23 protein-coding genes are annotated in these 24,132 nt (G+C 72.9%); 13 read left to right on the top strand and 10 right to left on the bottom strand.

Annotation, left to right across the window (positions count from 1 at the left end; all coding sequences use genetic code 11):
- Nucleotides 1–4 precede the first annotated feature (4 nt).
- From OG867_RS02180 to xylB, 3 genes are all read right to left on the bottom strand, one after another.
- On the bottom strand, nucleotides 5–844 hold the full coding sequence (locus OG867_RS02180) for a hypothetical protein (RefSeq protein ID WP_328903599.1): 840 nt from the start codon (nucleotides 842–844) through the stop codon (nucleotides 5–7).
- Nucleotides 844–2,109 (bottom strand): VWA domain-containing protein, encoded by a 1,266-nt coding sequence (locus OG867_RS02175; RefSeq protein ID WP_328903600.1) that lies wholly within the window; start codon nucleotides 2,107–2,109, stop codon nucleotides 844–846. Before OG867_RS02175 ends, OG867_RS02180 begins: the two co-directional genes overlap by 1 nt.
- Nucleotides 2,110–2,192: 83 nt before the next feature.
- Nucleotides 2,193–3,683, bottom strand: a complete 1,491-nt coding sequence (xylB, locus tag OG867_RS02170; protein WP_328903601.1) for a xylulokinase — start codon at nucleotides 3,681–3,683, stop codon at nucleotides 2,193–2,195.
- Between the two features lie 229 nt (nucleotides 3,684–3,912).
- Between xylB and xylA the strand changes: the two genes are divergently transcribed.
- Nucleotides 3,913–5,082, top strand: a complete 1,170-nt coding sequence (xylA, locus tag OG867_RS02165) for a xylose isomerase (protein WP_406282037.1) — start codon at nucleotides 3,913–3,915, stop codon at nucleotides 5,080–5,082.
- A 58-nt stretch (nucleotides 5,083–5,140) separates the two neighbouring features.
- Here xylA and OG867_RS02160 read toward each other — a convergent pair whose 3' ends face one another.
- The 4 genes from OG867_RS02160 to OG867_RS02145 all read right to left on the bottom strand — a co-directional run bounded on the left by OG867_RS02160 (nucleotide 5,141) and on the right by OG867_RS02145 (nucleotide 8,308).
- The gene (locus OG867_RS02160; protein WP_406282034.1) at nucleotides 5,141–6,376 is read right to left on the bottom strand and encodes an ROK family protein; all 1,236 of its coding nucleotides are present in this window, start codon (nucleotides 6,374–6,376) and stop codon (nucleotides 5,141–5,143) included.
- Between the two features lie 74 nt (nucleotides 6,377–6,450).
- Nucleotides 6,451–7,101 carry a DUF305 domain-containing protein gene (locus OG867_RS02155; RefSeq protein ID WP_328903604.1) on the bottom strand — a complete coding sequence of 217 codons (651 nt, stop codon included), beginning with the start codon at nucleotides 7,099–7,101 and terminating at the stop codon, nucleotides 6,451–6,453.
- Nucleotides 7,098–7,793, bottom strand: coding sequence for a DUF3105 domain-containing protein (locus tag OG867_RS02150; protein ID WP_406282031.1), 696 nt, complete (start codon nucleotides 7,791–7,793; stop codon nucleotides 7,098–7,100). The genes OG867_RS02155 and OG867_RS02150 overlap by 4 nt, the downstream gene beginning before the upstream one ends.
- Nucleotides 7,794–7,888: 95 nt before the next feature.
- A complete protein-coding gene (locus OG867_RS02145) occupies nucleotides 7,889–8,308 on the bottom strand; it encodes a hypothetical protein (protein WP_328903606.1) in 420 nt (139 codons plus the stop codon).
- Between the two features lie 116 nt (nucleotides 8,309–8,424).
- Here OG867_RS02145 and OG867_RS02140 point away from each other — a divergent pair, with 116 nt between their 5' ends.
- The 9 genes from OG867_RS02140 (at nucleotide 8,425) to OG867_RS02100 (ending at nucleotide 17,927) form a co-directional block, all read left to right on the top strand.
- Nucleotides 8,425–9,261, top strand: coding sequence for a phospholipid scramblase-related protein (locus OG867_RS02140; protein WP_328903607.1), 837 nt, complete (start codon nucleotides 8,425–8,427; stop codon nucleotides 9,259–9,261).
- Nucleotides 9,262–9,381: 120 nt separating this feature from the next.
- On the top strand, nucleotides 9,382–11,049 hold the full coding sequence (locus tag OG867_RS02135; protein ID WP_406282027.1) for an FUSC family protein: 1,668 nt from the start codon (nucleotides 9,382–9,384) through the stop codon (nucleotides 11,047–11,049).
- Nucleotides 11,046–11,552 carry a MarR family winged helix-turn-helix transcriptional regulator gene (locus OG867_RS02130; RefSeq protein ID WP_406282024.1) on the top strand — a complete coding sequence of 169 codons (507 nt, stop codon included), beginning with the start codon at nucleotides 11,046–11,048 and terminating at the stop codon, nucleotides 11,550–11,552. The genes OG867_RS02135 and OG867_RS02130 overlap by 4 nt, the downstream gene beginning before the upstream one ends.
- Before the next feature lie 325 nt (nucleotides 11,553–11,877).
- Complete coding sequence (locus tag OG867_RS02125; protein ID WP_328903610.1) at nucleotides 11,878–13,491, top strand: ATP-binding protein; 1,614 nt, start codon at nucleotides 11,878–11,880, stop codon at nucleotides 13,489–13,491.
- Nucleotides 13,488–13,895, top strand: coding sequence for a roadblock/LC7 domain-containing protein (locus OG867_RS02120; protein ID WP_328903611.1), 408 nt, complete (start codon nucleotides 13,488–13,490; stop codon nucleotides 13,893–13,895). The genes OG867_RS02125 and OG867_RS02120 overlap by 4 nt, the downstream gene beginning before the upstream one ends.
- Nucleotides 13,892–14,263: a DUF742 domain-containing protein gene (locus OG867_RS02115; RefSeq protein WP_018100233.1), complete on the top strand. Its 372-nt coding sequence runs from the start codon at nucleotides 13,892–13,894 to the stop codon at nucleotides 14,261–14,263. The genes OG867_RS02120 and OG867_RS02115 overlap by 4 nt, the downstream gene beginning before the upstream one ends.
- Nucleotides 14,244–14,858, top strand: a complete 615-nt coding sequence (locus OG867_RS02110) for an ATP/GTP-binding protein (RefSeq protein ID WP_328903612.1) — start codon at nucleotides 14,244–14,246, stop codon at nucleotides 14,856–14,858. Before OG867_RS02115 ends, OG867_RS02110 begins: the two co-directional genes overlap by 20 nt.
- Before the next feature lie 91 nt (nucleotides 14,859–14,949).
- Entirely contained in the window at nucleotides 14,950–16,491 is a 1,542-nt protein-coding gene (locus OG867_RS02105) for a cytochrome P450 (RefSeq protein WP_328903613.1), read from the top strand.
- A gap of 83 nt (nucleotides 16,492–16,574) precedes the next feature.
- Nucleotides 16,575–17,927: a 6-phospho-beta-glucosidase gene (locus tag OG867_RS02100; RefSeq protein ID WP_328903614.1), complete on the top strand. Its 1,353-nt coding sequence runs from the start codon at nucleotides 16,575–16,577 to the stop codon at nucleotides 17,925–17,927.
- Here OG867_RS02100 and OG867_RS02095 read toward each other — a convergent pair.
- From OG867_RS02095 to OG867_RS02085, 3 genes are all read right to left on the bottom strand, one after another.
- Complete coding sequence (locus OG867_RS02095) at nucleotides 17,922–21,302, bottom strand: DUF4132 domain-containing protein (RefSeq protein ID WP_406282017.1); 3,381 nt, start codon at nucleotides 21,300–21,302, stop codon at nucleotides 17,922–17,924. The genes OG867_RS02100 and OG867_RS02095 overlap by 6 nt on opposite strands.
- A 120-nt stretch (nucleotides 21,303–21,422) precedes the next feature.
- Nucleotides 21,423–21,857: a hypothetical protein gene (locus OG867_RS02090; RefSeq protein WP_406282014.1), complete on the bottom strand. Its 435-nt coding sequence runs from the start codon at nucleotides 21,855–21,857 to the stop codon at nucleotides 21,423–21,425.
- The gene (locus tag OG867_RS02085) at nucleotides 21,851–22,309 is read right to left on the bottom strand and encodes an ATP-binding protein (RefSeq protein ID WP_328903617.1); all 459 of its coding nucleotides are present in this window, start codon (nucleotides 22,307–22,309) and stop codon (nucleotides 21,851–21,853) included. The genes OG867_RS02090 and OG867_RS02085 overlap by 7 nt, the downstream gene beginning before the upstream one ends.
- A 208-nt stretch (nucleotides 22,310–22,517) precedes the next feature.
- Between OG867_RS02085 and OG867_RS02080 the strand changes: the two genes are divergently transcribed.
- The 3 genes from OG867_RS02080 to OG867_RS02070 are packed head-to-tail and all read left to right on the top strand — an operon-like array spanning nucleotide 22,518 to nucleotide 24,126.
- Entirely contained in the window at nucleotides 22,518–23,378 is an 861-nt protein-coding gene (locus tag OG867_RS02080; protein WP_406282010.1) for a helix-turn-helix domain-containing protein, read from the top strand.
- Nucleotides 23,378–23,614: a DUF397 domain-containing protein gene (locus OG867_RS02075; protein WP_018100225.1), complete on the top strand. Its 237-nt coding sequence runs from the start codon at nucleotides 23,378–23,380 to the stop codon at nucleotides 23,612–23,614. The genes OG867_RS02080 and OG867_RS02075 overlap by 1 nt, the downstream gene beginning before the upstream one ends.
- A gap of 56 nt (nucleotides 23,615–23,670) precedes the next feature.
- Complete coding sequence (locus OG867_RS02070) at nucleotides 23,671–24,126, top strand: YchJ family metal-binding protein (protein WP_328903619.1); 456 nt, start codon at nucleotides 23,671–23,673, stop codon at nucleotides 24,124–24,126.
- Nucleotides 24,127–24,132: the final 6 nt, after the last annotated feature.

Genomic DNA, 24,132 nt, shown 5'->3' with positions numbered 1-24,132 from the left:
ACCGTCAGGCGCCCGGCGGCAGGTGGGACGGGCGGCCCCGGCCCCGGGTCACCGTGTAGCCGAAGACGCCCGCCAGCGCGGCGAGCACGCCGCCGCCGGCCGTCCACAGCCAGCGGCTGGTCCACCAGCCGGAGGACCAGCCGTCCTCGGGCTCACCGGCGAGCGCGACCGGCTCGGCGGAGGCGTCCGTGCCGTCGTCCGACGCCTGCTCGGCCGAGGAGACCCCCGGAACCAGCGGCTTGGACAGGCTGCCGTCCACGTCGGCGGACCCGCCCTGGTCCTTCGAGTTGACCTCCACCTCGGTGTGGACCGGCTGACCGAGGTCGGCCTGGGCCAGGTCCACGACCGTCAGGCGGACGTAGTAGCTGCCCGGCAGCGGGTCGTTGGCCCACGGCTCGGCGTCGGCCCGGACGGTACGCAGCACACAGGTCAGCTCGACCGTCGCGGCGTCGGCCGCGGCGGTGCCGGTCTGCTTGCCGTACATACACGGCTGGCGGCGGCGCAGCCCGTCGTACACGTCGACCTGCCAGGTCTGCGCCCCGTGCCGGGCGGCGCTCTCGGGCAGGGTGACCTTCGCCGTCACCGTGGCGCGCTGCCCGGCGTCGGCCGGGAAGACCCAGTACAGGTAGTCGCCGGTCGAGGCCCCCGCGGTGGCGGTCTCACCCTGCTGGAGCGCCGTGGCGGTACGGAAGGTGGTGCCGGCCTCCGTGGGGCCCGAACCGTCACCGGAGGCGCTGGGGCTCGGGCTCGCCGAAGCGTCGTCGGCCGCGGCGGCGCCCGCCCCGGTCAGCAGGGCCAGGCCGGTCAGCAGCGCGCCCGCGAGCACGCGTCTCGTACGGGACATCAGTTGGTCCTCCAGACAGCGACGCGCCAGCGTGAGATCCAGCCGAAGAGCAGACCCACGATCAATCCGGTCAGGGTGAGCAGGCCCAGCAGCCACCAGCCGTGGCCGAGACCGAACGCGGCGACGTCCGCCGCCTCGTCGGGCGCGTCCACCACGTCGACGGTCAGTTCCAGCGGCATGCCGGGGGTGGTCTTCACCGAGGCCGGGGCCGAGAACGAGTTGCTGACCTGGAGGCACACGGTCTCCGGGGTCTGCTCGTCCTCGTCCTGCTCGGGCTTCGGGTAGCGCAGCCCGGACGAGATGGCGTCGGTGCGCCCCGTCCCGGACTCGGAGCCCCGGACGATCTCGCGGCCGTGCGTGGTCACCGCGCGCAGCAGCATCCCGTAGTCGTTGTTGACGGCGCGGTCGGCGAACACGCTGACCGAGGCGCGCAGCTCCTGACCGGGCTTCACCTCGACCTTGTACCAGCGGTGCTCGGCGAACTTCTCGCGGTCGGTGTAGAGGCCGGGCTTCAGCTCGGGCGCGTCCGTGCAGCTGTCGGCGCCCTTCGTCGCGACCGGGGTGACGACGGGCTCAGCGGCCCGGTCCACCAACTGTTTGACGCGGCCCGAGAGTTCGTCGGTGTGCTGGACGGCCGTGTACGTGCCGCCGGTGGCCTCCGCGATGCAGGTCAGCTGCTGGCGGATCTTCGCGTTGGGCACCAGGCCCAGCGTGTCGATGACCAGGTGGATGCCGCGCGCCGCGATGTCGCGGGCGACCTCGCAGGGGTCGAGCGGGCCGCAGGTGTCCTCGCCGTCGCTGATCAGCACGATCCGGCGGGTGGAGTCGCCGCCCTCCAGATCGTCGGCGGCGCCCAGCAGCGCGGGGCCGATCGGGGTCCAGCCGGTGGGGGCGAGCGTGGCCACGGCGGTCTTCGCCTCGGTGCGGTCCAGCGGGCCGACCGGGTACAGCTGCTTGGTGTCCTTGCAGCCCACCTTGCGGTCGTCGCCCGGATAGTCGGCGCCGAGGGTGCGGATGCCGAGCTGCACCTGCTCCGGCACCGCGTCCAGCACCTCGTTGAACGCCTGCTTCGCCGCGCTCATCCGGGACTGGCCGTCGATGTCGCGGGTCCGCATGGAACCGCTGACGTCGAGGACCAGCTCGACCTTGGGGGAGGCTTGGGTGGGGGTTTCGTCGGCCGACGCGGGCAGCGCCGAGCCGAGCCCGGCGGTCAGGGTGGCGAGCAGGATGCCCACCCCGACCGTCAGCCTTCTTCTTATGATCATCGCCGGATAGTAGTGAACATCAGTTCGCTATCCAAAACGGCTGGTTGCCGCTGTGCGGGCGCACAGCGGCCCTTGACGGCCGGTCAGCCGACGCGGTCCCCGCCGAGCAGCGGCCCGGCCGCCCGCTCCAGTACGGAGCCGACCCGCTCCCACGCCGTCAGATCCCGCTCCACCGCCTCCAGGAGCACGTCCTCGCCGGTGTCCCAGCCCGCCGCGACCGCGACCGGGTCCGCCCCCGTAGCCGCCGAAGCGGCGAGCGCCGCCGCCCCGAGCGCCACCAGCTCGCCGGCCCCCGGCACGATCACCGGCCGCCCGGACAGCCGTCGTACGGTCTCCACCCACACGCGCCCCTGCGCCCCGCCGCCGATCAGCCGCAGCGGACGGGCCGCCACCTCGGGGTCCGCCGGGTCGAGACCGCAGGCCCGCGACAGCTCGTCGAGCGCCCGCAGCACCGTCACCACCGCGCCCTCGTAGGCGGCGCCGAGCAGTTGCCGCGGGGTCGTGTCGTGCCGCAGTCCGGTGAGGAGACCGGCCGCCGTCGGCAGGTCCGGGGTGCGCTCGCCGTCCAGGTACGGCAGCAGCACCGCCTCGCCGCCGGGCACGGCGTCATCGCGGTCCAGGCCCAGCAGGGCGGCGACCTTGTCCACGGCGAGCGTGCAGTTGAGGGTGCAGGCCAGCGGCAGATACGTACCGTCCGCCGCCGCGAACCCGGAGAGCGCGGCCGACGCGGGCCGGGTCCGGGAGGCCGCGAACACCGTGCCCGAGGTGCCCAGGCTCAGCACCGGGTGGTCCAGGAGCCCGGCGCCGCCCAGGCCCAGCCCGACGGCGGCGCTCATGTTGTCCCCGGTTCCCGCCGCGACGGCGATCCCGGCGGGCAGGCCCAGCGCCTCGGCGGCCGCGTCCGTCAGCGAACCGACGCGCGCCCCGCCGCTCGGCGCCACCTCGGGGAGCAACGCCGGGTCGAGGCCGATGAGCTTCAGCAGCTCCGGGTCGTAGGCGCCGGTCGCGGTGGAGTACCAGCAGGTGCCCGAGGCGTCGCCCGGGTCGGTGACGGCCCGCCCGGACAGCCGCTCGGTCAGGAAGTCGTGCGGGAGGCGCACGGCGGCAGCCGCCTCGGCGGTCTCCGGCTCGTTCTCCCGCAGCCACTGCCACTTCGACGCGGTCATCGCGGCCACCGGGACCGAACCGGTGCGCGCCGTCCAGGCGTCCGGTCCGCCGAGTGCGGCGGTGAGGGCGGCGGCCTGCGGGGCGGACCGGGTGTCGTTCCACAGCAGGGCCGGGCGCAGCGGACGGCCCTCGGCGTCCAGGACGACCAGGCCGTGCTGCTGGCCGGCGACCGCGATGCCGATCACGTCCGCCGGGGCGGTCCCGGACTCCTTCAGCCCGGCGGCGACCGCGTCGCGCAGGGCCTGCCACCAGACCTCGGGGTCGCTCTCGCGCGCACCGCCCTCGCCGGTGACCACGTGCGGGGCGCGGCCGACGGCGAGCAGCCGGCCGGTGGCGGTGTCGGTGAACGCCGCCTTGGTGGACTGGGTGGAGCTGTCCACACCGATGACGACGGTATGCGGCGGCATGGCTGACCTCATTCGCTGATGTATTTGATCGTACGCAAAACAAATTACGTGATCGAACCCGTCCGGAACAGGCCCCGTTCCGGGTTCGCGGCAGCCGCGCGCGGACGTCTCCGCTCCAGGGGCTTTACGTCGCCCGGGCTGCCCGTGCATGATTAGTCATGACAGTGAACAAATTGAGGTTCGGCCGCCCGACCGGCTGCGGACCCACGGCACCGAAGGCGGCACCACCATGACGGAACGCTTCGCACCGACCCGCGAGGACAAGTTCACCTTCGGCCTCTGGACCGTGGGCTGGCAGGGCCGCGACCCCTTCGGTGACGCGACGCGCACCGCGATCGACCCGGTCGACTCCGTCCAGCGCCTCGCCGAGCTGGGCGCGTACGGCGTGACCTTCCACGACGACGACCTGATCCCCTTCGGCTCCTCGGACACCGAGCGTGAGGGCATCGTCAAGCGTTTCCGCCAGGCGCTCGACGCGGCCGGTCTCGTCGTCCCCATGGCCACGACGAACCTCTTCACGCACCCCGTCTTCAAGGACGGCGCGTTCACCGCCAACGACCGTGACGTCCGCCGCTACGCCCTGCGCAAGACCCTGCGCAACATCGACCTGGCCGTCGAGCTGGGCGCCACCACCTACGTCGCCTGGGGCGGCCGGGAGGGCTCCGAGTCCGGCGCCGCCAAGGACATCCGCGTCGCGCTCGACCGCATGAAGGAGGCATTCGACCTCCTGGGCGACTACGTCACCGAGCAGGGCTACGACCTGAAGTTCGCCATCGAGCCCAAGCCGAACGAGCCGCGCGGCGACATCCTCCTCCCCACCATCGGCCACGCCCTCGCGTTCATCGAGCGCCTGGAGCGCCCCGAGATGGTGGGCGTCAACCCGGAGGTCGGGCACGAGCAGATGGCCGGGCTGAACTTCCCGCACGGCATCGCCCAGGCCCTGTGGGCGGGCAAGCTCTTCCACATCGACCTCAACGGCCAGTCCGGCATCAAGTACGACCAGGACCTCCGCTTCGGCGCCGGTGACCTGCGCCAGGCGTTCTGGCTGGTCGACCTCCTGGAGAACTCCGACTACGCCGGCCCGCGCCACTTCGACTTCAAGCCGCCGCGCACCGAGGACTACGACGGCGTCTGGGCCTCCGCCGCCGGCTGCATGCGCAACTACCTCATCCTCAAGGAGCGCGCCGCCGCCTTCCGCGCCGACCCGGCCGTCCAGGACGCCCTGCGCGCCTCCCGCCTGGACGAGCTGGCCCAGCGCACCGCCGAGGACGGCGTGGCCGGCCTGCTCGCCGACCGTTCCGCGTTCGAGGAGTTCGACGTGGACGCGGCGGCCGAGCGCGGCATGGCCTTCGAGGCCCTGGACCAGCTGGCGATGGACCACCTGCTCGGCGTCCGCTGACACCACGGGCACGGCAAGGGGGCGGACGCATGAAGCGTCCGCCCCCTTGCCGTGCGTCTCAGGCCATCGCCGGACGCGCGTACGCCACCGGGTCGGCCAGCACATCCGTCATCACCAGCGCCGCCGCGCCCCGCGCCGCGTCCCCCGCGACCGACGACGCGCGCAGCCGGCCCGCGCCGGGCGCCCAGAGCCCGGACACCACCCGGCCCGTCAGCTCCTCGTCGGCCGGCGCGGCCAGCCACGGCATCAGGTTCCGGTAGATCCCGCCGAGCACCACCGCGTCCGGGTCCAGCAGATTGACCGCCCCCGACAGCACCCGCCCCAGCATCCGCCCGGCCTCCGCGACCGCGCCGACCGCCCGCTCGTCGCCCGCCCGCACCCGCTTCTCCAGCTCCGCGACCCCGAGCCCGCCGCCCCCGTCGACCCCGGCCGCCCGCAGCAGCGCCGCCTGTCCCGCGTACTGCTCCAGGCAGCCGCGCGAACCGCACCGGCACTGCGGACCGCTCGGGTCCACCACCACATGGCCGATCTCCCCGGCGAAGCCGTGCGCCCCGCGCAGCAGCTCGCCGTCGATGACCAGCGCACCGCCCACGCCGATCTCGCCGGTCAGATAGAGGAAGCTGCGGATGCGCTCCAGGCCGCCGAACCACAGCTCGGCCAGGGCCGCCAGATTCGCCTCGTTCTCCGAGCGGACCGGCAGCTCCTGGTGGCCCGGGTGCTCCGAGGTCAGGGCGGCGGCGAACAGTTCCTCGGCCGGGACCTGGTTCCAGCCCAGGTTCGGCGCCTGGCGCACCGCGCCGCCCGAGACCAGGCCCGGCAGCGCCAGGGCCACGCCGACCGGGTACAGCTCCTGCTCCCGCGCCGAGTCCAGGGTGCGCGCGGCGATCCGGGCCGCCCGGGCCAGCACCTCGGCGGGCGGGGTGCCCCGGTTGTCCAGGTGCTCGGTGAGGCGGACCCGGCCGGTCCCGGCGAGGTCGACCACGCACACCGACACATAGTCGATGTTGACCTCGACCCCGAGCCCGGCCGGACCGGTGCGCGCCGTCTTGAGCGCGGTCCCGGGTCGGCCGGCCTGCCCGCTGAACGTCTTGCCGGACTCGGTCAGGAACCCGGTTTCGAGCAGCTGCTCGACCAGCGAGGAAACGGCGGCCCGGGTCAGCCCCACGCGCGCGGCGACACCGGCCCGGGTCGCCTCGCCCTCGTCGCGGACGGCCCGCAGCACGAGGCTCAGATTGCTGCGCCGGACGGTGTCCTTGTCGGCCTTGGGCCCCAGCGGTGTGAGGTTGCTCTTCATATCGGTCCTGAGCCTATGCGATTCCGTACGTCAGTACGGTCGTGTCGGGCCGGGGCCACCCGGCCCGACACGCCTCAGGACGCGGACGCCCCGCGCTCCTTGAGCATGTCCGCCATGAGCGCGATCTCCGACTTCTGGGCCAGGGCCATACCCGACGCCAGATTCCGGATCTCCTCGGTCCTCGCCGCGGAGGCCGCCGCCTGCGCCATCTCGGCGCCGGACTTGTGGTGTGCGGTCATCAGCTTCAGGAAGAGGATCTCGGCGTCCCTGCCCTTGGCCGCCCGCAGCGCGTCCAGTTCGGTGTCGGTGGCCATGCCGGGCATCAGCGCGCCGTCACCGCGCGGGGTGAAGGTGTGCCCCATCCAGGCCATGGGCGGCCCGGGGGAGCTCTTCGCCCGGCCCCACATCTCCAGCCAGCCGAGGAGCATGCCGCGCTGGTTGGCCTGGGTGTTGATGATGTCGAACGCCAGCCGGCGCACCGCCTCGTCCGAGGTGCGGTCCCGGACGATGAACGCCATCTCGACCGCCTGCTGGTGGTGGACCGCCATATCGCGCGCGAACCCCACATCGGCCGAGGACTCGGCCGGCGCGGAGGCGGAGGCCGCCGCCGCGGGCGCCGATGTCGAAGGGCGTACGAAGGTCAGCGCGATCAGCGCGAGCGCCAGCAGCAGCACCGCACCGCCGGCCAGCACCAGGGGCCGCGAGGTGCGCGGCGCGGCCGTCACTGGGCGATCCCGCCCGTGCAGGCGGCGCCCGGCTCCGGGGTCTGCGGGCCCTGCACGTACTTCGTGAAGAACTGCGCGACCCGCGCGTCCGTGGCGCTCTTCACGGTGAGCTGCTTCCCCCAGGCGCTGAGCATCAGCGGCGCCGCCTGGTCCTCGACCGGGCTCATCAGCGAGTACGGCGTGCCCGACACCCGCTCGTTCAGCTTCTTGATGTCGGCGGGCTTCGCCTTGCCGGTGTACGTGACCCACACCGCGCCGTGCTCCAGCGAGTGGACGGCGTTCTCCTTCGGTATGGCCTGGGTGTAGACGTCACCGTCGCAGTTCATCCACACCGGGTTGTGGTCGCCGCCGACCGGCGGGTTCATCGGGTAGTCGACCGTCTTCTCCACATGGTTCTGCGTGAGCTTGTCCCAGCTCTTCTCGCCGGTGACGGGCGAGGTCTTGACCTTGGCCTCGGCCTTGTCCTGCTCGTCGGCCGCGTTCATCAGGTAGCCGCCGCCGACGACGAGCCCGGCGACCACCAGGACGCCGACGGAGAGCGTGATGACGCGGGAGCGGCGCTCACGGGCCCGCTCCTGACGGCGGGCCTCGTCCAGCTTGGCGCGGCGGGCGGCGGCGGGGCTGTTCGGCTTGGCGGTGTTCTGCTTGCCGGAGTTCGGCCTGTTGGTGCTCTGCTTGTTGGCGGAAGCCATGACGGGTCCTTCGGTTCAGCGGATCGTGGGACGGAGTGCGTAAGGCAGGGGGAGCCGCCGCACCCGGGAACGGGCACGGGGCATCCCCGGCCGTCCTAGGTCCGCTGAACCTGGAGGCGCAGGGGGTCGACCTCGCCGACCGCGTCGTTGGAGGGACCCCGGATGGACGCGCCGCCGGTCAGGGGGCGGTGCGGGAGAAGTGCCACGGCCGCCGAGGGGACCGCCGCCGGGCCCGGCTGGGCGGGCAGCACGACGGGCGGCGAATGCTCCGAGGCGTCGTGGCAGGAATCCCCCATGCCCCGGTCGCGGGGGGTGTCGGCCACCACGACCCGGACCACCGTGAGATCGGTCGACGTCGCGAGGGCCGAGGCGGGGGCGTACTCGGGGGAGGAGTGGGGGCGTACGGACTGCGGCGCGCAGCAGGAGACGAGCGCGACCAGGACGAACAGCCAGGCGAGCACGACCGGCGCACCGGTGCCGCGCAGCCGCTCCGCCCCCTCGCTCACCCTGTTCATCCCGCACATCGTACGCGGCGCGTTGAAGATTCAAGCAGTGCGCGGGAGGAAGCGGTGAAGCTGTGGATCCTCGGACGGCAGGTCCGATTTTGGCCATGGCGAGATAGTGTGCCCCGGTGACCACGCACTCGAACGTATCTGCGGGCTGGTATCCGGATCCGCACGGCGCCCCTCAGCTGCTGCGTTACTGGGACGGTTCCCAGTGGACGGAGCACACCCACTCCGCGGACGGCCAGGCCCCGGACCAGGCCCCCGTGCGGCCGCAGGCGACGCCGCAGCAGCCGCCGCAGCAGCAGCCCGTGGCCGTCCCCCAGCAGGGTGCCCCGCAGCACCCGCAGGGCGGCGCCCCCGGCGGCTCGCTCTTCAATCAGCAGGTCCTGGTCGTGAACCAGAAGGCCAAGCTGATCGAGCTGACGAACGAGTACAGCGTCTTCGACCAGCACGGCAACACCGTCGGCTCGGTCGTCCAGGTCGGCCAGGGCGCGATGCGCAAGGTGCTGCGGTTCCTGACCAGCATCGACCAGTACCTGACCCACCGGCTGGAGATCCGCGACGCGTACGGCCAGCCGCAGCTGCGGCTGACCCGCCCCGCGAAGTTCATCAAGTCCCGGGTCGTCGTGGAGCGCTCCGACGGTCAGCCGGTCGGCGAGATCGTCCAGCAGAACGCCATCGGCAAGATCAACTTCGCGATCATGGCCGGTGGACAGCAGATCGGCGCGATCAAGGCCGAGAACTGGCGCGCCTGGAACTTCGCGATCGTCGACCACAACGACCAGGAGATCGCCCGGATCACCAAGACCTGGGAAGGGCTCGCGAAGACGCTGTTCACGACGGCGGACAACTACGTCCTCCAGATCCACTACCAGCTGCCCGAGCCCCTGCTGAGTCTCGTGGTGGCGACGGCCCTGACCGTGGACACCGCCCTCAAGCAGGACGCCCGCGGCCTCGGCTGAGCCCGCTCCCGTTCGCCCACCCGCCCGCGCCCCTCATGGGAGGAGCGCGGGCGGTGCTGTGTCCCGGGACCGGTTCCGCTCCAGGTATTTTACTTGTGTAATACCTGTTAAAGTAAATGAGTGAGCGATACAACCATCAGGTCCGCCAGGCCCGCCGTCCGCAGACTCCCGCTGACCGGGCCACTGCGCCTGAACCGGCCGTCCGACATGTGGTTCAAGCCCGCCGCCAGCGTCGTCGTGGCCACCGCGATACCCAACCTGGTGCTCCTCGCCCTCGGCCGGCTCGACCTGGTGATGTACACGATGGCCGGCTCGCTCTGCGCCCTGTACGGCCACAACCTCCCGTACACCCGCCGCGCCGGCACCGTCGCCGGGGTCGTCCTCGGCATGACCGCCGGCCTCGGCACCGCCCTCGCCGTCGCCTCGCTCACCACGTCCACCGCCGTGCTCATCGCCGTCGGCGCGCTCCTGGCCGCCGGGCAGAAGCTGCTCTGCGACGCGACCCGGATCGGCCCGCCCGGACCGGTGATCTTCACCTTCGTGAGCTCCGCCGCCCTCTTCGTCCCCCAGACGCTCGCCCAGGTCCCCGGCCACCTCGCCCTCACCCTCGGCGCCGGCGCCGTCGCCTGGCTCGTCGCCGTCGTCGCCCCCGCGCTCGTCCGCCGCGACGGCCCCGAACGCCGCGCCACCGCCCGCGCCCTCAACGCCGCCGCCGCGCACGCCGCCGACCCCGGCCACGCCACCCGCCGCGCCGCCGTCGCCGCCGTGCACGCCGCCTGGCAGACCCTTGTCGCGACCGGCCGCCCCCGCCGCGCCCTCGAACGCCTCGTCGTCCACGCCGAGACCTCGGTCCTCGCGGGCACCCCCGACCCCGCCGACGCCGGCCGGCTCCGCGAGTGGGCCCGGCTCACCCGCGCCCGGGGCCCGGTGCCCACCCCGCCGCCCGCCCCGGGCACCGGCGCCGAACTCTTCGGGCTCGACGCCGAACGCACCGCCCGCCGCGGTTCCCTCCGTACGCTGCTGCGCGGGCTCGCCCCCGGCTCCCCGCTGCTCCCGGTCGCCGCCCGCACGCTCGTCGGCTGCGCCCTGGCCGGGTACGTCTGCTCGGCCGTGGGCGTCGGCCGTCCGTACTGGGCGCTCGTCACCGCCGCCTCCCTCTACCAGGCCAACGTCACGCTCTCCTGGAACCGGACGCTCCAGCGCACCCTCGGCAACCTCGTCGGCGTCCTGGTCTTCGCCGCCGTCCTCCCGGTCGCCCGGACCACCCCGCTCGCCCTCATCGGCTTCTGCCTCCTCTTCGCCTTCTCGGCCGAGGCGCTGATCACCCGCAACTACTGGCTCGGCTCCGTCGCCGTGACCCCGATGGCCCTCCTCGTCCTGGAGTACGCGGGCAGCCACCCGGCCGGCGAGCTGATCGGCGACCGGGTCCTGGACACGGTGATCGGCGCCGCTGTCGGCTTCCTCGCCGCCGTCCTGGTCACCAACCGCCGCGCCACCGGCCGCGTCGAGCGCGCACTGGCCGACGCCGAGCGCGCCCGCGCCCACGCCGTGCGGACCCTCGCCGCGCCGGAGCCCGCGCCCGCCGCCCTGGACGCCGCCCGCCGCCGGCTCGCCGGCACCCTGGTCGAGCTGCGCGAGGCGGACGACACCGCGGCCGGCGAGTGGTGGCAGCCCGCCCTGGCCCGGGAGGCGGTGCTCGCCGCCGAGCAGGCCGGACACCGTACGCTCGCGGCGACAGCGGAACGGCGGGGGCGGAGCGTCCCCGCCCAGGAGAACGGAGCGGTGTGACCGACGACATCGTCGCCTCGGTGGTCCGGCAGTGGCAGGCCGTGAACCCGGAACTCGACACCGGGCCCATGGAGCTCATCGGCCGGATCAACCGCTGCTCCGCGCTCCTCCAGCAGGCCGAGGACGCCCCGCTGCGGGCGGTCGGGCTGACCCGCCCGGAGTTCGACCTCCTCGGAGCCGTACGCCGTACCGACCGCGAACTGACCCCCGGCGAACTGGCCCGGGAGACCTTCTCCTCCGGCGCCGCCGTCACCAAGCGGCTGCGCGTCCTCCAGGAGCGCGGCCTGATCGCCCGGCGCGGCGACGAGCGCGACCGCAGGGTCGCCTACGTCCGCCTCACCGACGAGGGCCGCGACCTGGTCGACGGACTGCTGCCCCGGCAGCTGGCGTACGAACGCGCGGTGCTCTCCGGCCTCGACCCCGAGTCCCGCGACCGGCTGAGCGCACAGCTCAGCGAGCTCCTGGTGCAGTTGGAGGGGCGCATCGGCGGCGCCCGCCGCTGAGGGGCCCCGCCCCGCACGGCATCACTCGTACGGGCACGTTCGTTCATATGTGCCCATCCGTCGCCCTGTGGGGCGATTCTTCCTCATTCCTCCGCCCCGTCACTCCCCGCACATGCCTGAAGGCGGTGCGTGCGAAAACTCGTGAGCGTACTACCGCGGGAGCGCTCGCGCAGGGGGTTGGAGGAATGTGCGAAAGCGCTGATTCGATCTGACTAAGCTCACGCGCAGTGAAGCCGAGTTGAGATGAATTCGCGTGCTTGTTCTCTATGTTCATGCAAGCGCCGAATCTCCGGAATACATCCCGAATCAACCGCCAGAGGTTCAGATGGCCCGTGTTGAATCACCGCCGGCCGGCAGGGAAGCCCCTGTCGCCCGCGCCCTGTTGCTTCCCGTCGTCGTGATGGCGGGAGCAACCGCCGCCGCGGCGGCGCTGGTTGCCGAGCCCGCGCGGATACCAGTCGTCTGGTGCGGAGCGTTCGCCACCGTCGTGGTCGCCACGCTCGCCGTGGAGATCGCCCGGCGCGGCCGGACGATCCGCCGCCGCAACACCGAGTACCAACAGCGCGTCATCGCCCTGGAACGGCGCATCGCCGACCACGACGAAGAGACCGTCCGCATCAGCAAGGAGCTGCTGCCGTCCGCCATCCACCGTCTGCGCGTGGGCAATTCGCCCGACGAGGTGCTGCGCGACGTGGTGGACTCCGACCCGGTCTACCGCCACCTGCCCGACTCCCAGCGCTCCCTCGTCTACACGGTGCTCGACATCATCGACAACGAGGAGGCGACCCGTGACTCCGCGCAGCGCGCCTTCGTCAACGTCGCCCGCCGCGTCCAGGCGATCGTCCACCGTCAGGCCAGTGAGCTGCGGGAGATGGAGGAGCACCACGGGCGCAACCCCGACGTCTTCGACGACCTGCTCCGCATCGACCACGGCACGGCTCTGATCGGCCGCCTCGCCGACTCCATCGCGGTCCTCGGCGGCGCCCGCCCCAGCCGCCAGTGGCCCAAGCCCGTACCGCTGTTCAGCGTGTTGCGCGGCGCCATGTCGCGCATCCTGGAGTACCCGCGCATCGATCTGCACTCGATCGCCAAGGTCGCCATCATCGGTACCGCGGTCGAACCGCTCATCCACGCCTGCGCCGAACTCCTCGACAACGCCACCCGCTACTCGCCGCCGCAGACCCGGGTGCACGTCACCGCGGTCGAGGTGCAGACCGGCATCGCCATCGAGATCGAGGACGGCGGCGTCAGCCTCAGCGAGGAGGCCCGCGCCCGCGCCGAGAACATGCTCGCCAGGGCCCAGGCCGGATCCAGCATGAACGACCTCGGCGAGTCCCCGCGCCTCGGCATGGCCGTCGTCGGCCGCCTCGCCCGGATGTACGACCTCCAGGTCTCGCTGCGCCAGTCCGCGTACGGCGGCGTGCGCGCCGTGCTCATTGTGCCCCGCGCCATGATCACCACCGGCCCGGCCCCCGGCATCGCCCACGGCATCGGCGCCACCTCGCGGCCCACCAGCGACATCGACCTCGCCGACATGAAGCACGTCGTGCCGCCCCGCGGCAAGCGCCGCAAGCCCAGCCCCGTCGCCGCACGCCCCGCGACCGGCCCGGTGGTCTCCGAGCCCCGCCCGGCCGTCCCGCCCACCCCGGCCGTCGCCATGCAGGACGACGTGCCCATCGTGACCGAGTGGACCGACGGTGGACTCCCGCAACGCCGCAGCCGCGGCCGCGCCCCGCTCGGTTCGCACAACCTCCCCGCACAGGCCGCCGGCCGCACCAACGGCCACGGCCACAGTTACGGCCCCGGCCAGGACAACAGCAAGGAACCGCCCCCCGGCATCTGGCTGGAGGCGTTCACCAAGGCCGCCAACGGCGTGCCCCAGGAGCCCAGGGCGGACGAAGACTCTGACGACGCGTGGGACAAGGGAGATCAGCGGTGATCCAGCAGCGGGGCAACATGGACTGGATGCTCAAGGAACTCGCCGACGACGTCCCGGACATCCATCAGATCGTCGTGCTGTCCGCCGACGGACTGCGCATCGCCCGGCACGGCGGCGACCCCGACGTCGCCGACCGGCTCGCGGCGGCCTGCGCCGGGCTCCAGAGCCTGGCGGCGGCCGTCGCCTCCGAGATCCCGTACAGCGACGGCCGGATGAGGCTCGTCGTCATCGAGGTCACCGGCGGCTTCTTCTACCTGATGGCCGCGGGCGCCGGCGCCTACCTCGCGGTGCTCGCCGGGGAGACGGTGGACGCCGGGCACGTCGGGGCGCGGATGCGCGACATGGTCGTACGCATCGGCGGCCACCTCACGAGCCCGCCCCGGCACGACGGGCAGGCCGGATGAATTCTCCCCGACGAGAACGCCGCAAGGCCGACCCGGCGCTGAGCGATCCGGAGAGGCTCTACGTCATCACCGGCGATCCCGACGGCAGCGAGCGGGCAGCGCTCGACCTGGTCACGATGATTGTCTCGAAGTCGGAGCCGTCCCCGACGGTCCAGCCCGAGCAGGCCGTGATCCTCCGGCTCTGCCAGGCCCCGTTATCCGTCGCGGAACTCTCCGCCTACCTCAGCCTGCCGTTCAGCGTGGTGACCTCGCTCCTCACCGAACTCCTCGCCACCGGTCTGATCGAGTCGCGCGCGCCGATCGTCCGCGCGACCCTCCCGGACCGGTCCCTCCTCGAAGCGGTGATGCATGGACTTCAGAAGCTCTGACACGATCACGGGCCCCCGCAGCGAGGACGTCCTGCCCACCACGGCCACCGCCGCGGTGAAGGTCGTGATCGTCGGCGGGTTCGGGGTCGGCAAGACGACCATGGTCGGCTCGGTCAGCGAGATCCGGCCCCTGACCACCGAAGAGACGATGACGCAGGACGGCGTCGGCGTGGACGACAACTTCGGCGTGGAGAGCAAGACCGCCACCACCGTCGCCATGGACTTCGGCCGGATCAGCATCAGCGAGGAGCTGATCCTCTACCTCTTCGGCACCCCCGGCCAGGAACGCTTCTGGTTTCTCTGGAACGGCCTGTTCGAGGGCGCCCTCGGCGCCGTCGTCCTCATCGACACCCGCCGCCTCGAAACCAGCTTCGACGTCATCGGGCGCCTGGAGGAGCGGGGGGTGCCGTTCGTCGTCGCCGTCAACACGTTCCCCGAGGCGCCGAAGTACCCCGTCGAGGCGCTGCGCGGCGCCCTGGACCTCTCGGAAGAGGTCCCGATGATCGACTGCGACGCCCGGCTGCGCGGCTCCAGCCGCGATGTGCTGATGACCCTGATGCGCTATCTGCACGGCCTCGCCCTCCCGATCGGCTGACGCCTCCCGCGCACCCTTCCCGAACCCGTTCCGCGCGTCCCCACCGCGCCCCCGACCGTCCGGCCCTCGCGGCCCGACCCCTGGAGCGATCGTGACAACCCCCTTCCCCTACGAGCACGGCCAGGTCCCGCCCCCCGAGTGCCCGGCCCACGGCCTGGGCGTCGGCCCCGGCGGCCTGCGCCGGCTCTACGGCCCCGAGGCCGAGCAGGACCCGCACGGCCTGTACGAGAAACTGCGCGCCGAACACGGCACGGTGGCCCCGGTCCTGCTGCACGGCGACGTGCCCGCCTGGCTGGTCCTCGGCCACAGCGAGAACATGCACATGACCCGTACGCCCTCGCAGTTCTCCCGCGACTCGCGCCGCTGGCGGGCCCTGCAGGACGGCAGCGTCGCCCCCGACCACCCGCTGGCGCCGATCTTCACCTGGCAGCCGATCTGCGTCTTCGCCGACGGCGCCACCCACGAACGCCAGCGCGGCGCCGTCACCGACTCCATGGCCCGCATCGACACGCGCGGCGTGCGGCGCCACGTCAACCGGTACAGCAACCGGCTCGTCAACAGCTTCTGCCGGGAGGGCCGCACCGACCTCGTCGCCGAGTTCGCCGAACGGCTGCCCATGATGGTCATGTGCGCCATCCTCGGCATGCCGGAGGAGTACAACGACCGGATGGTCGAAGCGGCCCGCGACATGATCAAGGGCACCGCCACCGCCGTCCAGAGCAACGCCTACGTGGTGGGAGCGCTCACCCGCCTGGTCGAGCGCCGCCGCCGCGAACCGGCCGACGACTTCGCGACCTGGCTGGTCGAGCACCCCGCGAACATGAACGACCAGGAGGTCGCCGAGCACCTCCGGCTCATCCTGATCGCGTCCTACGAGGCCACCGCCAACCTGATCGCCAACGTGCTGCGCATGGTCCTCACCGACCCGCGCTTCCGGGCCCGGCTCAGCGGCGGCCACATGACCGTTCCCGAGGCGGTCGAGCAGACCCTGTGGGACGAGCCCCCGTTCACCGCCGTCTTCGGCCGCTGGGCCGTCGGCGACACCGAACTGGGCGGGAAGCACATCAAGGCCGGCGACGCCCTGATCGTCGGCATCGCACCGGCGAACACCGACCCCGTGGTCCGCCCCGACCTGACCGCCAACATGGAGGGCAACCGCTCGCACCTGGCGTTCAGCGGTGGCCCCCACGAGTGCCCAGGACAGGACATCGGCCGCGCCATCGCGGACGTCGGCGTGGACGCCCTCCTGATGCGGCTGCCCGACCTCGAACTCGCGGTGGACGAGCACGAACTGCAGTGGGTCGGCAACTTCATGAGCCGTCACCTGGTGGACCTCCCCGCCGAATTCGCCCCCCGCTCCCCGCAGGACGACCGGGAGCCGCCGTCCATGGGCAGGCCCAACGCGGCCCGCCAGGACTGGGAGGTCCAGTCCGCCGTACGCCACACCGCCCCGACCCCCGTCCGCGCCCCCCTGGACGGGGCCCACGCGCCGTCGTCCGCCGCCCCGGCCGGGGCGACCGCGACGGTCGACGGATCGGCGGACGCGCTGTCCGGCCGGGTCCCGCGCCAGCGCAAGCCCGCTGGACCGGCCCGCCTCTGGCGCGTCGTGACCCGCTGGTGGAACGGCGACTGACACCCGAGCGGTCCCGGGCGGCCCGGTGGAGCGGGGCGGCGACGCCCCTCGCCACCGGGCCGCCCCACGTACCATGCGGAAGCGTGAAGCTGACAATTCTGGGCGGCGGCGGATTCCGGGTTCCACTGGTGTACGGGGCGCTGCTCGCCGACCACGCCGAGGGCCGGGTCACGGCCGTCACCCTCTACGACACGGACACCGACCGGCTCACCGCGGTGGCCCGGGTCCTCGCCGAGCAGGCCGAAGGCATCCCGGACGCACCCGCCGTCCACGCCACGACCGACCTGGACGAGGCCCTGAGCGGCGCCGGCTTCGTCTTCTCGGCGATCCGCGTCGGGGGCCTCGCGGGCCGGGCCGCCGATGAACGCGTCGCGCTGGACGAGGGCGTCCTCGGCCAGGAGACGGTGGGCGCCGGCGGCATCGCGTACGGGCTGCGCACCGTGCCGGTCGCCGTTGACCTGGCCCAGCGCATCGCCCGGCTGGCCCCGGACGCCTGGGTCATCAACTTCACCAACCCGGCCGGGCTCGTCACCGAGGCGATGTCCCGGCACCTCGGCGACCGCGTCATCGGCATCTGCGACTCGCCGGTGGGCCTCGGCCGCCGCATCGCCCGGGTCCTCGGCGCCGACCCGGACCTGGCCCGCGTCGACTACGTCGGGCTCAACCACCTCGGCTGGGTGCGCGGACTGTACGTCGGCGGACGCGACGAACTCCCGCGCCTGCTGGCCGACCCCGGGCTGCTGGGTTCCTTCGAGGAGGGGCGGCTGTTCGGCGCCGACTGGCTGCGCTCGTTGGGCGCGATCCCCAACGAATACCTGCACTACTACTACTTCAACCGCGAGGCCGTCCGCGCCTACCAGGAGGCCGCGCAGACCCGGGGCGCCTTCCTCCGCGAGCAGCAGGAGGGCTTCTACGGCCGGATGAAGGACCCGGCGACCCCCGCCCTGGCCACCTGGGACCGTACCCGGGCGGAGCGCGAGGCCACCTACATGTCGGAGAACCGGGACGTGGCCGGGGCCGGCGAGCGCGAGGAGAGCGACCTCGAATCCGGCGGCTACGAACAGGTCGCCCTCGCCCTCATGAGGGCCATCGCCCGGGACGAGCGGACCACCCTGATCCTCAACGTCCGCAACCGGTCCACCCTTTCGGTGCTGGACGCGGACGCCGTGATCGAGGTCCCCTGCCTGGTCGACGCCAACGGTGCCCGCCCCGTCTCCGTCGACCCCCTGCCGTACCACGCGGTGGGCCTGGTCACCTCGGTGAAGGCCGTCGAGCGGGCGGTGCTGGACGCGGCGGCGAGCGGATCGCGCGCGGACGCGGTCCGGGCCTTCGCCCTGCACCCGCTGGTCGACTCGGTCTCCGTCGCCCACCGCCTGGTGGACGGCTATGTCACGGCGCACCCGGGGCTGGCGTATCTGGGGGCCGCACGGTCATGACGCGGCGTCCCTGGTGAGCGCGGTCAGGTCGGCCAGCAGCTCGGACGCGGTCACCGCGTCCAGGCCGTCGAACCGCAGCTCGTGGGGGCGGCCGGGCCAGTAGTCGGACGGTTCGACGTCGAGCCAGACGGTCTCCAGGGTCTGCTCCGGGTAGGTGTCGACCGCGCCGATCGCGATGCCCCCGTCGAGGGCGACCACCAGGTGGCACTTGTCGCCCAGCGGCCTGGAAATCCAGCGCTCCACGCCGTTGTCCTCGGGGTTGCCGCGCCGCCAGCCGTACCGTTCCAGGCCGAGGACCTGGCCCGTGGGCACCTTGATCCCCTCGAAGCGACCCAGGCGGTGACCGGCGGCCTCCTGCTCGGTCAGCGCGAACACCTGGCGCCCGAGCTGGGGGAACGGCTGCACGATCGCGTACTCCGCGAAGACCTCCGACCAGGCGGCCACCGCCTCGCCCAGCCGCAGCGGGTGCGGCAGCCGCACGGTCGCCTCCTCGGGCAGGACGAACGCCTCGCCCCCGACGCCGGCGAAGCCGCGGTCGTCCGCCACCCGGAACGCCGTGGTCACCCCGTCCGCCTCGCTCAGCCACACCAGCCGGCGGAGCAGGTGCCACACCACCGGGTGGCCGACGAACAACTCGGTGAACTCCCGTGCCGTCCAGGAGCGGTCCGCCACCATGGCGGCCTCCAGCCGGCGCACCTGGTCGGAGGCGATCGCCCGCACCTCCTTCTTCAGGGCCGAGAACCGTTTGCGCCCGGCCGCAGCCGGCTCCGCGTGGTCCCGCGGCCCCGGCTTCGGCAGGTCCTTGCGGAGCTTGCCGTCGCCGTCCCGGACGTAGGGCCGCAACTGCTCGTCGAAGCCCACGGTGAACGTCCGGCTGCCGTAGTCCACGACCGTGGAGCCGTCCGCGTCCAGACCGAGGTCCGGGACCAGCCGGTCCGAGAGCTGTTCGCCCGTCAGACCGAGGCCCGCCGCCACCTCGGCGATCTTCTCCGTGGCCCGCACCTTGAGGGCCTTGAACCTCACGCGCTGCGCGATGGCGTGCAGCTGGAGCAGGGCCGCGTCGCTGCCGATCACCGCCAGGACGTCGAGCCCCTCCACCGCTCGGTGGTGGGCGTTCTCGCCGGGCCAGGCGCGGATCACCGGGGTCAGCCGGTGCACCGTCCCGTCGTCGCCCAGCACACCCAGGGCGTGCAGCGCCCACACCCCCTCGGCGGGCAGGACGGCGGCGCGCCACTGCTCGAAGAGCGCCCAGGCGAAATCGGCGGCCGAGGCCGGGTCCACGACCCGGAGTGCCTCGGCGAGCCCCGGGTACGGCTCGCCGGGCCCGGACAGGGCGAGCATGGTCAGCAGATGGCGGACGGACTCCGCCGGCAGCGCCCCGCCCGACGCCACCTCGATCTGCGGCAGCAGCACCGGGTCCGCCCACTGCGGCAGCTCCGGCACGTCGGCGGGCAGTGCCCGCTCCAGCGGATCCGCGACCAGCAGCCCGGCCACCGCGCCGGCGGCCTTCCCGCCGTACCCCTCGGCGGCCTCGCGCACCACCGCGTCACCGTGCAGGCCGGCGATCAGCAGCAGCGCCTGCTCGGCGGCTCGCCGCGCGGCCCCGGCCTTACCGACCGCGTCCGGCACGAGCAGCGGCGCCGCCCGCACACCGTGCCGCCCGAACCACGAACGGGCCACGGCGGAAGCGGACTTGAGGCGCACCGCCCAGTTCGCCATGAGCCGGGCGACCCGTGCGTCGACGTACGGCATCAGCAGCGGGGCGAGCGCGCTGGGGCGGCGCGGCGTGACGCGGAGCAGCAGGGGCAGGGCGCCGAGGCCGAAGCGTGCGGCGACCGGTTTCAGCGTGTCGGCGGCCTCCCACACATCGGTCGGGTCCCAGGTGTCGAGCAGGGGTGCGACCCGCTCCTCGGGCCCGTGGACGTAGACCCAGGCGGGGCGCAGGTCCGACGAGTCGAGCCCGTAGCGCAGCGAGTCGATCGTCTGCTCCCAGTCGTCCACCGCCTCGCGCCGGGTGTACCAGCTGCTGCTGGCCGCCCATTCCTCCCGCTCACCGGCCTCCCACAGGACTGCCTTCCCCTCGTCGGGCGTCAGGCCGGTGACGGTGACGGGACGCGCCGTGGTCCGCTCCCGGGTCCACGGCGGTGCGGTGAGCACCGCCGGAAGGGCCTCGGCGGGCGCGTCCGCGATGCGGGTGGCCGGATTCAGCAGGGACTCCACGACGGCCGCGAGGCCGTCGTCCAGCGTCGGCAGCACCCGTTCCACGAGGGGGCGGTGCCGGGCGATGTGCGCACGGAGCAGGCCGGACGCCGAGGCGGCGGGGGGCCCGGTCCGGTCGCGGGCGTCCGCGGCGAGCAGCCGCAGCGCGCGGGCCGGACAGCGGTCCATCGCGTTCAGGAGGACCGGGCGGACCTGCTTGTTGTCCGCGTGGACGAGCAGCGCGCCGAAGGCGTCGTCGGTGGGGAACTCGACCAGCACCTGGGCGAGCTTCCGCCGCTCCTCCCCGTAGAGGTAACCCGTCCTCAGCTGCTCGGTGAGCAGCGGGGCCAGCATGTTGCCGATGCCCTCGGCGGCCGTGGCGATCGATTTCGGGCTGCGGTCGAAGCCGGTGATCCGGGTGAAGAGGGCTGCCTGGTCCGGGGTGCCGAGCGTGCAGAGGATCAGGGAGCCGAGCGCGGCGTCCTGCTCGCCGGTCGCTTCCGGGTCCGTGCACAGTGCGGCCACCCAGTCGGCCTCGCTGGGTGCCAGGTAGGCCGCGATGATCCTCCGGTGCGTGTCGGTCCGGGAGCCCGAGAGCGCGTCGACGGTGGCCCGGTAGGTCTCGTCGTCGGCGGCGGCGAGCAGCGATCGGACCCGGTCGGCGGCCTGCCGGCGGTGCTCGGTCGAGTGGGTGCCCCGTGCGCGGGAGAGCTTCTCCAGCCATGCGTCGGAGCGGCGGGGGCCGCTCTGCAGCCAGTGCGGCTCGATCATGAACAGCTCCACCGCGGCGCGGGCCGCGAGCGGCAGCCCGTGGAGCCGCACCCAGCTGTCCGCCCAGGCGTTCCCGGGTGGGGCGTACATCCCGACCATCGCGGCCACCGCCGCGGCCCCGGCGGGGGAGGGCTCCGCGTCCAGATGGCGCCGGACCTCGGCCACCAGGGCGGCGTCGCTGCGCGGCGCGTCCAGATACTCCTGGATCCAGGCGTGCTCCTCGGCCGTCCGCTCCGCGACCGCGTCGACCAGCTTCCCGTCCACCCGCGCCGGCTTCCTCGCGATGCCCCCGCGCCGAGGATGGACCAGGCGCCGCCAGCTTTCCGGGAAGACGAACGTGTCCTCGTCCGTCCCGGTCTCCTCGAACTGCGACGCACCGCCCTCGAAAGGCTCCACAGCACGCACCGCCCTCCCCCTTCACGCCCGTTGACCCCGTATTCCACGGGTTTCGATCAGTGGTTCCACAGTAGAACCGACCACTGACAACGCAGGGTGACCGGGGCGGGGCCGGGGACACGGCCCGGATCAGGGAGCGGAGACGGCTCGGGGCCCGTACGCCTGGGTCCACGACGGCGTCACGCCCGTCACCTGGCAGACCATCAGGAACAACGGGATGGGCGGGGTGTAGGGCGTGCGGCTGTCGGGTTGGTGGATGAGCCGGGGGCGTACCGCGGGCACGCACGCCCCCCGCGCGTACGCCACCTGCTCGGGCCAGTCCAGGTCGAGGTCGGAGCCGGCCGGCACGATCCACCACCAGCGCTCGCCGTCCGCGAAGACGCAGCCGGTGCGCGGCAGATGGGACATCAGACGGAAGCCGTGGCGTGCGGGCACCCCGACCGCGTCGTAGCCGAGGCTCGCCGAGAGCGTCGTGGGCAGCGGCAGCTGGACCCGGCCGGGAGAGCCGGCGGGTTCGCGGGAGCGGCGGTGTCCGAGGAAGTGGTTCATGGCGTTCTTCAACATGAGTGCTCCGAGCCGTGCGGCAGTTCTGCCCAGACGATGCGGCCCGAGCCGTCCCCGGCGTCGCGCGAGCCCCAGGAGCGGGCCAGCGAGTCGACAAGCAGCAGGCCGCGTCCGTGCTCGTCGTCCGCGCCTCTGCCGAGGCGCGGACCGTCCGGCTGGTGCCCCTGGTCCTGCACGGAGACGCGCAGTCGGCCGTCCAGGAACCGCAGTTCGCACAGGACGCGTGCGCTGGTGGTGTGCACCACCGCGTTGGTGACCAGTTCGGACACGATCAGGACCGCGGCGTCGAGGGTGTCGCCACCGGTGCGCCACTCGCCGAGCCGGGCCTTCGTCAGGCGCCGGGCAAGGGCGACCGATTCGGGATGCGCGGGCAGCGCGAAGCAGTACCGGAGCGCTTCGGTCCCCGGGCCGGTCTCCACGAGCCGGGGGATGAGCGCACTGCCAGGTGCCACGACCGAATCCTCACAGTGGGGGCTGCGTCACGCTTCGCGATCTTCGAAAAGGCCGAGGGCGCGACAGGTCAACTGGTTTCGCACCCCAACTCTCTACCTGTCACGAACACTTGGCAAGAGGCACTCTGAAAATTCCAGAGTGGCTGTGTCTTTGACAGCAGGCGCATGGCACACTGCACCCAAATACAGCGCGTGGGGGAGGTCTGAAGTGAGCGAACCGCGGTCCGCCCCGACCGTGGGCCAGGTCGTTCTCGGCAAGCGTCTGCAGGAACTGCGGGAGCGTGCCGGTCTGAGCCGGGACCAGGCCGCCAAGGTGCTGCGTGTGACCGCGGCGACGGTCCGCAGGATGGAGACGGCCGAGGTCGCGCTCAAGATCCCCTATGTCCAGGCGCTGCTGAAGGCGTACGGGATCTCCGACGCGGAGAACGACGCGTTCGTCGAGCTCGCGGAGGAGGCCAACAGGCCGGGCTGGTGGCAGCGGTTCCACGACGTGCTGCCGGACTGGTTCAGCATGTACGTCAGCCTGGAGGGGGCCGCGAGCCTCCTGCGCATGTACGAGCCGCACTTCGTCCCCGGACTGCTCCAGACCGAGGACTACGCGCGGACGGTGATGCGCACCGGAGCCGTCGGCCAGACCCGGCCGGAGGACATCGAGCGCCATGTGGCGCTGCGGATGGAACGGCAGTCCCTGCTGACCCGACCGGACGCCCCACGCCTGTGGGTGGTGATGGACGAAACCGTTCTGCGCCGTCCGGTGGGCAGCGTCGAGATCATGCGCGCCCAGGTGGACAAGCTCCTGGAAGCGACGACGATGCCCCACGTGACCCTGCAGATCGCGGAGTTTTCCACCGGTCACCACCCGGGGACGTACGGACCGTTCGTGCTCTTCCGGTTCGCCGTCCCCGAGCTGCCCGACATGGTCTACAGCGAATACCTGACCGGGGCCGTCTACTTCGACGCGCGACCGGAGGTGGCCTCCTACCTCGAGGTCATGGACCGCATGGCGGCCCAGGCCGCGACTGCACAACGCACGAAGGAACTCCTCCGGGACTTCCGCAAGGAGCTGTGATGACACCCATATACAACGGCATGCCCGCCGCTGACCTCGGCTCCGAAGGCTGGTACAAGCCCTGGAGCGGCGGCAACGGCGGCAACTGCGTCGAGGCCATGAAACTGGCCGACGGGAGAATCGCCATGCGCCAGTCCGCCGACCCCGAGGGCCCCGCCCTCATCTACACCCACCACGAGATCGCCGCGTTCATCCAGGGCGCCAAGGCCGGCCAGGCCGACTTCCTGCTGACCTGAGCCGCACCGAAGGCCCTCCGTCGGGCCCGCGCATCCGCGCACGTCACAATGGACGCATGTCCCGACGCACCTCCCGCTCCCGGCGCCCGTCCGCCGCGAGCCCCCGCACCACCCCCCTCCCGGAGATCAGCGCGGCTTCGCCGTGCCCCTGCGGGCTGCCCGCCGCCTACGCCGCGTGCTGCGGCCGGCTGCACGCGGGGGCCCCGGCGGCCACGTGCGAGGCGCTGATGCGGTCGCGGTACGCCGCTTTCGTCGTCCGGGACGCCGGGTACCTGCTGCGCACCTGGCACCCGGACCACCGCCCCGACGTCCTCGACCTCGACCCCGGGCAGCGCTGGCAGGGGCTGGAGGTCCTGGAGACCACGGAGGGCAGCGCCTTCCACACCACCGGCACGGTCACCTTCCGCGCCCACTGCACGGTGGGTGGACGCGCCGATTCCCTGCACGAGAAGAGCCGCTTCGTCCGGCACGAGGGCGCCTGGGTGTATGAGACCGCGGTCTTCGCGGACTGAGGAGAG

The sequence above is a fragment of the Streptomyces sp. NBC_00209 genome (assembly GCF_045206345.1).
Taxonomy (GTDB): domain Bacteria; phylum Actinomycetota; class Actinomycetes; order Streptomycetales; family Streptomycetaceae; genus Streptomyces.
This window is presented reverse-complemented; position numbering and strand designations above follow the sequence as displayed.

Bases quoted from the DNA above. Each gene is read 5' to 3' on its own strand.
- OG867_RS02180 (WP_328903599.1), bottom strand. From the start codon at position 844: ATGTCCCGTACGAGACGCGTGCTCGCGGGCGCGCTGCTGACCGGCCTG.
- OG867_RS02175 (WP_328903600.1), bottom strand. From the start codon at position 2,109: ATGATCATAAGAAGAAGGCTGACGGTCGGGGTGGGCATCCTGCTCGCC.
- xylB (WP_328903601.1), bottom strand. From the start codon at position 3,683: ATGCCGCCGCATACCGTCGTCATCGGTGTGGACAGCTCCACCCAGTCC.
- xylA (WP_406282037.1), top strand. From the start codon at position 3,913: ATGACGGAACGCTTCGCACCGACCCGCGAGGACAAGTTCACCTTCGGC.
- OG867_RS02160 (WP_406282034.1), bottom strand. From the start codon at position 6,376: ATGAAGAGCAACCTCACACCGCTGGGGCCCAAGGCCGACAAGGACACC.
- OG867_RS02150 (WP_406282031.1), bottom strand. From the start codon at position 7,793: ATGGCTTCCGCCAACAAGCAGAGCACCAACAGGCCGAACTCCGGCAAG.
- OG867_RS02145 (WP_328903606.1), bottom strand. From the start codon at position 8,308: ATGAACAGGGTGAGCGAGGGGGCGGAGCGGCTGCGCGGCACCGGTGCG.
- OG867_RS02125 (WP_328903610.1), top strand. From the start codon at position 11,878: ATGGCCCGTGTTGAATCACCGCCGGCCGGCAGGGAAGCCCCTGTCGCC.
- OG867_RS02115 (WP_018100233.1), top strand. From the start codon at position 13,892: ATGAATTCTCCCCGACGAGAACGCCGCAAGGCCGACCCGGCGCTGAGC.
- OG867_RS02110 (WP_328903612.1), top strand. From the start codon at position 14,244: ATGGACTTCAGAAGCTCTGACACGATCACGGGCCCCCGCAGCGAGGAC.
- OG867_RS02090 (WP_406282014.1), bottom strand. From the start codon at position 21,857: ATGTTGAAGAACGCCATGAACCACTTCCTCGGACACCGCCGCTCCCGC.
- OG867_RS02075 (WP_018100225.1), top strand. From the start codon at position 23,378: ATGACACCCATATACAACGGCATGCCCGCCGCTGACCTCGGCTCCGAA.
- OG867_RS02070 (WP_328903619.1), top strand. From the start codon at position 23,671: ATGTCCCGACGCACCTCCCGCTCCCGGCGCCCGTCCGCCGCGAGCCCC.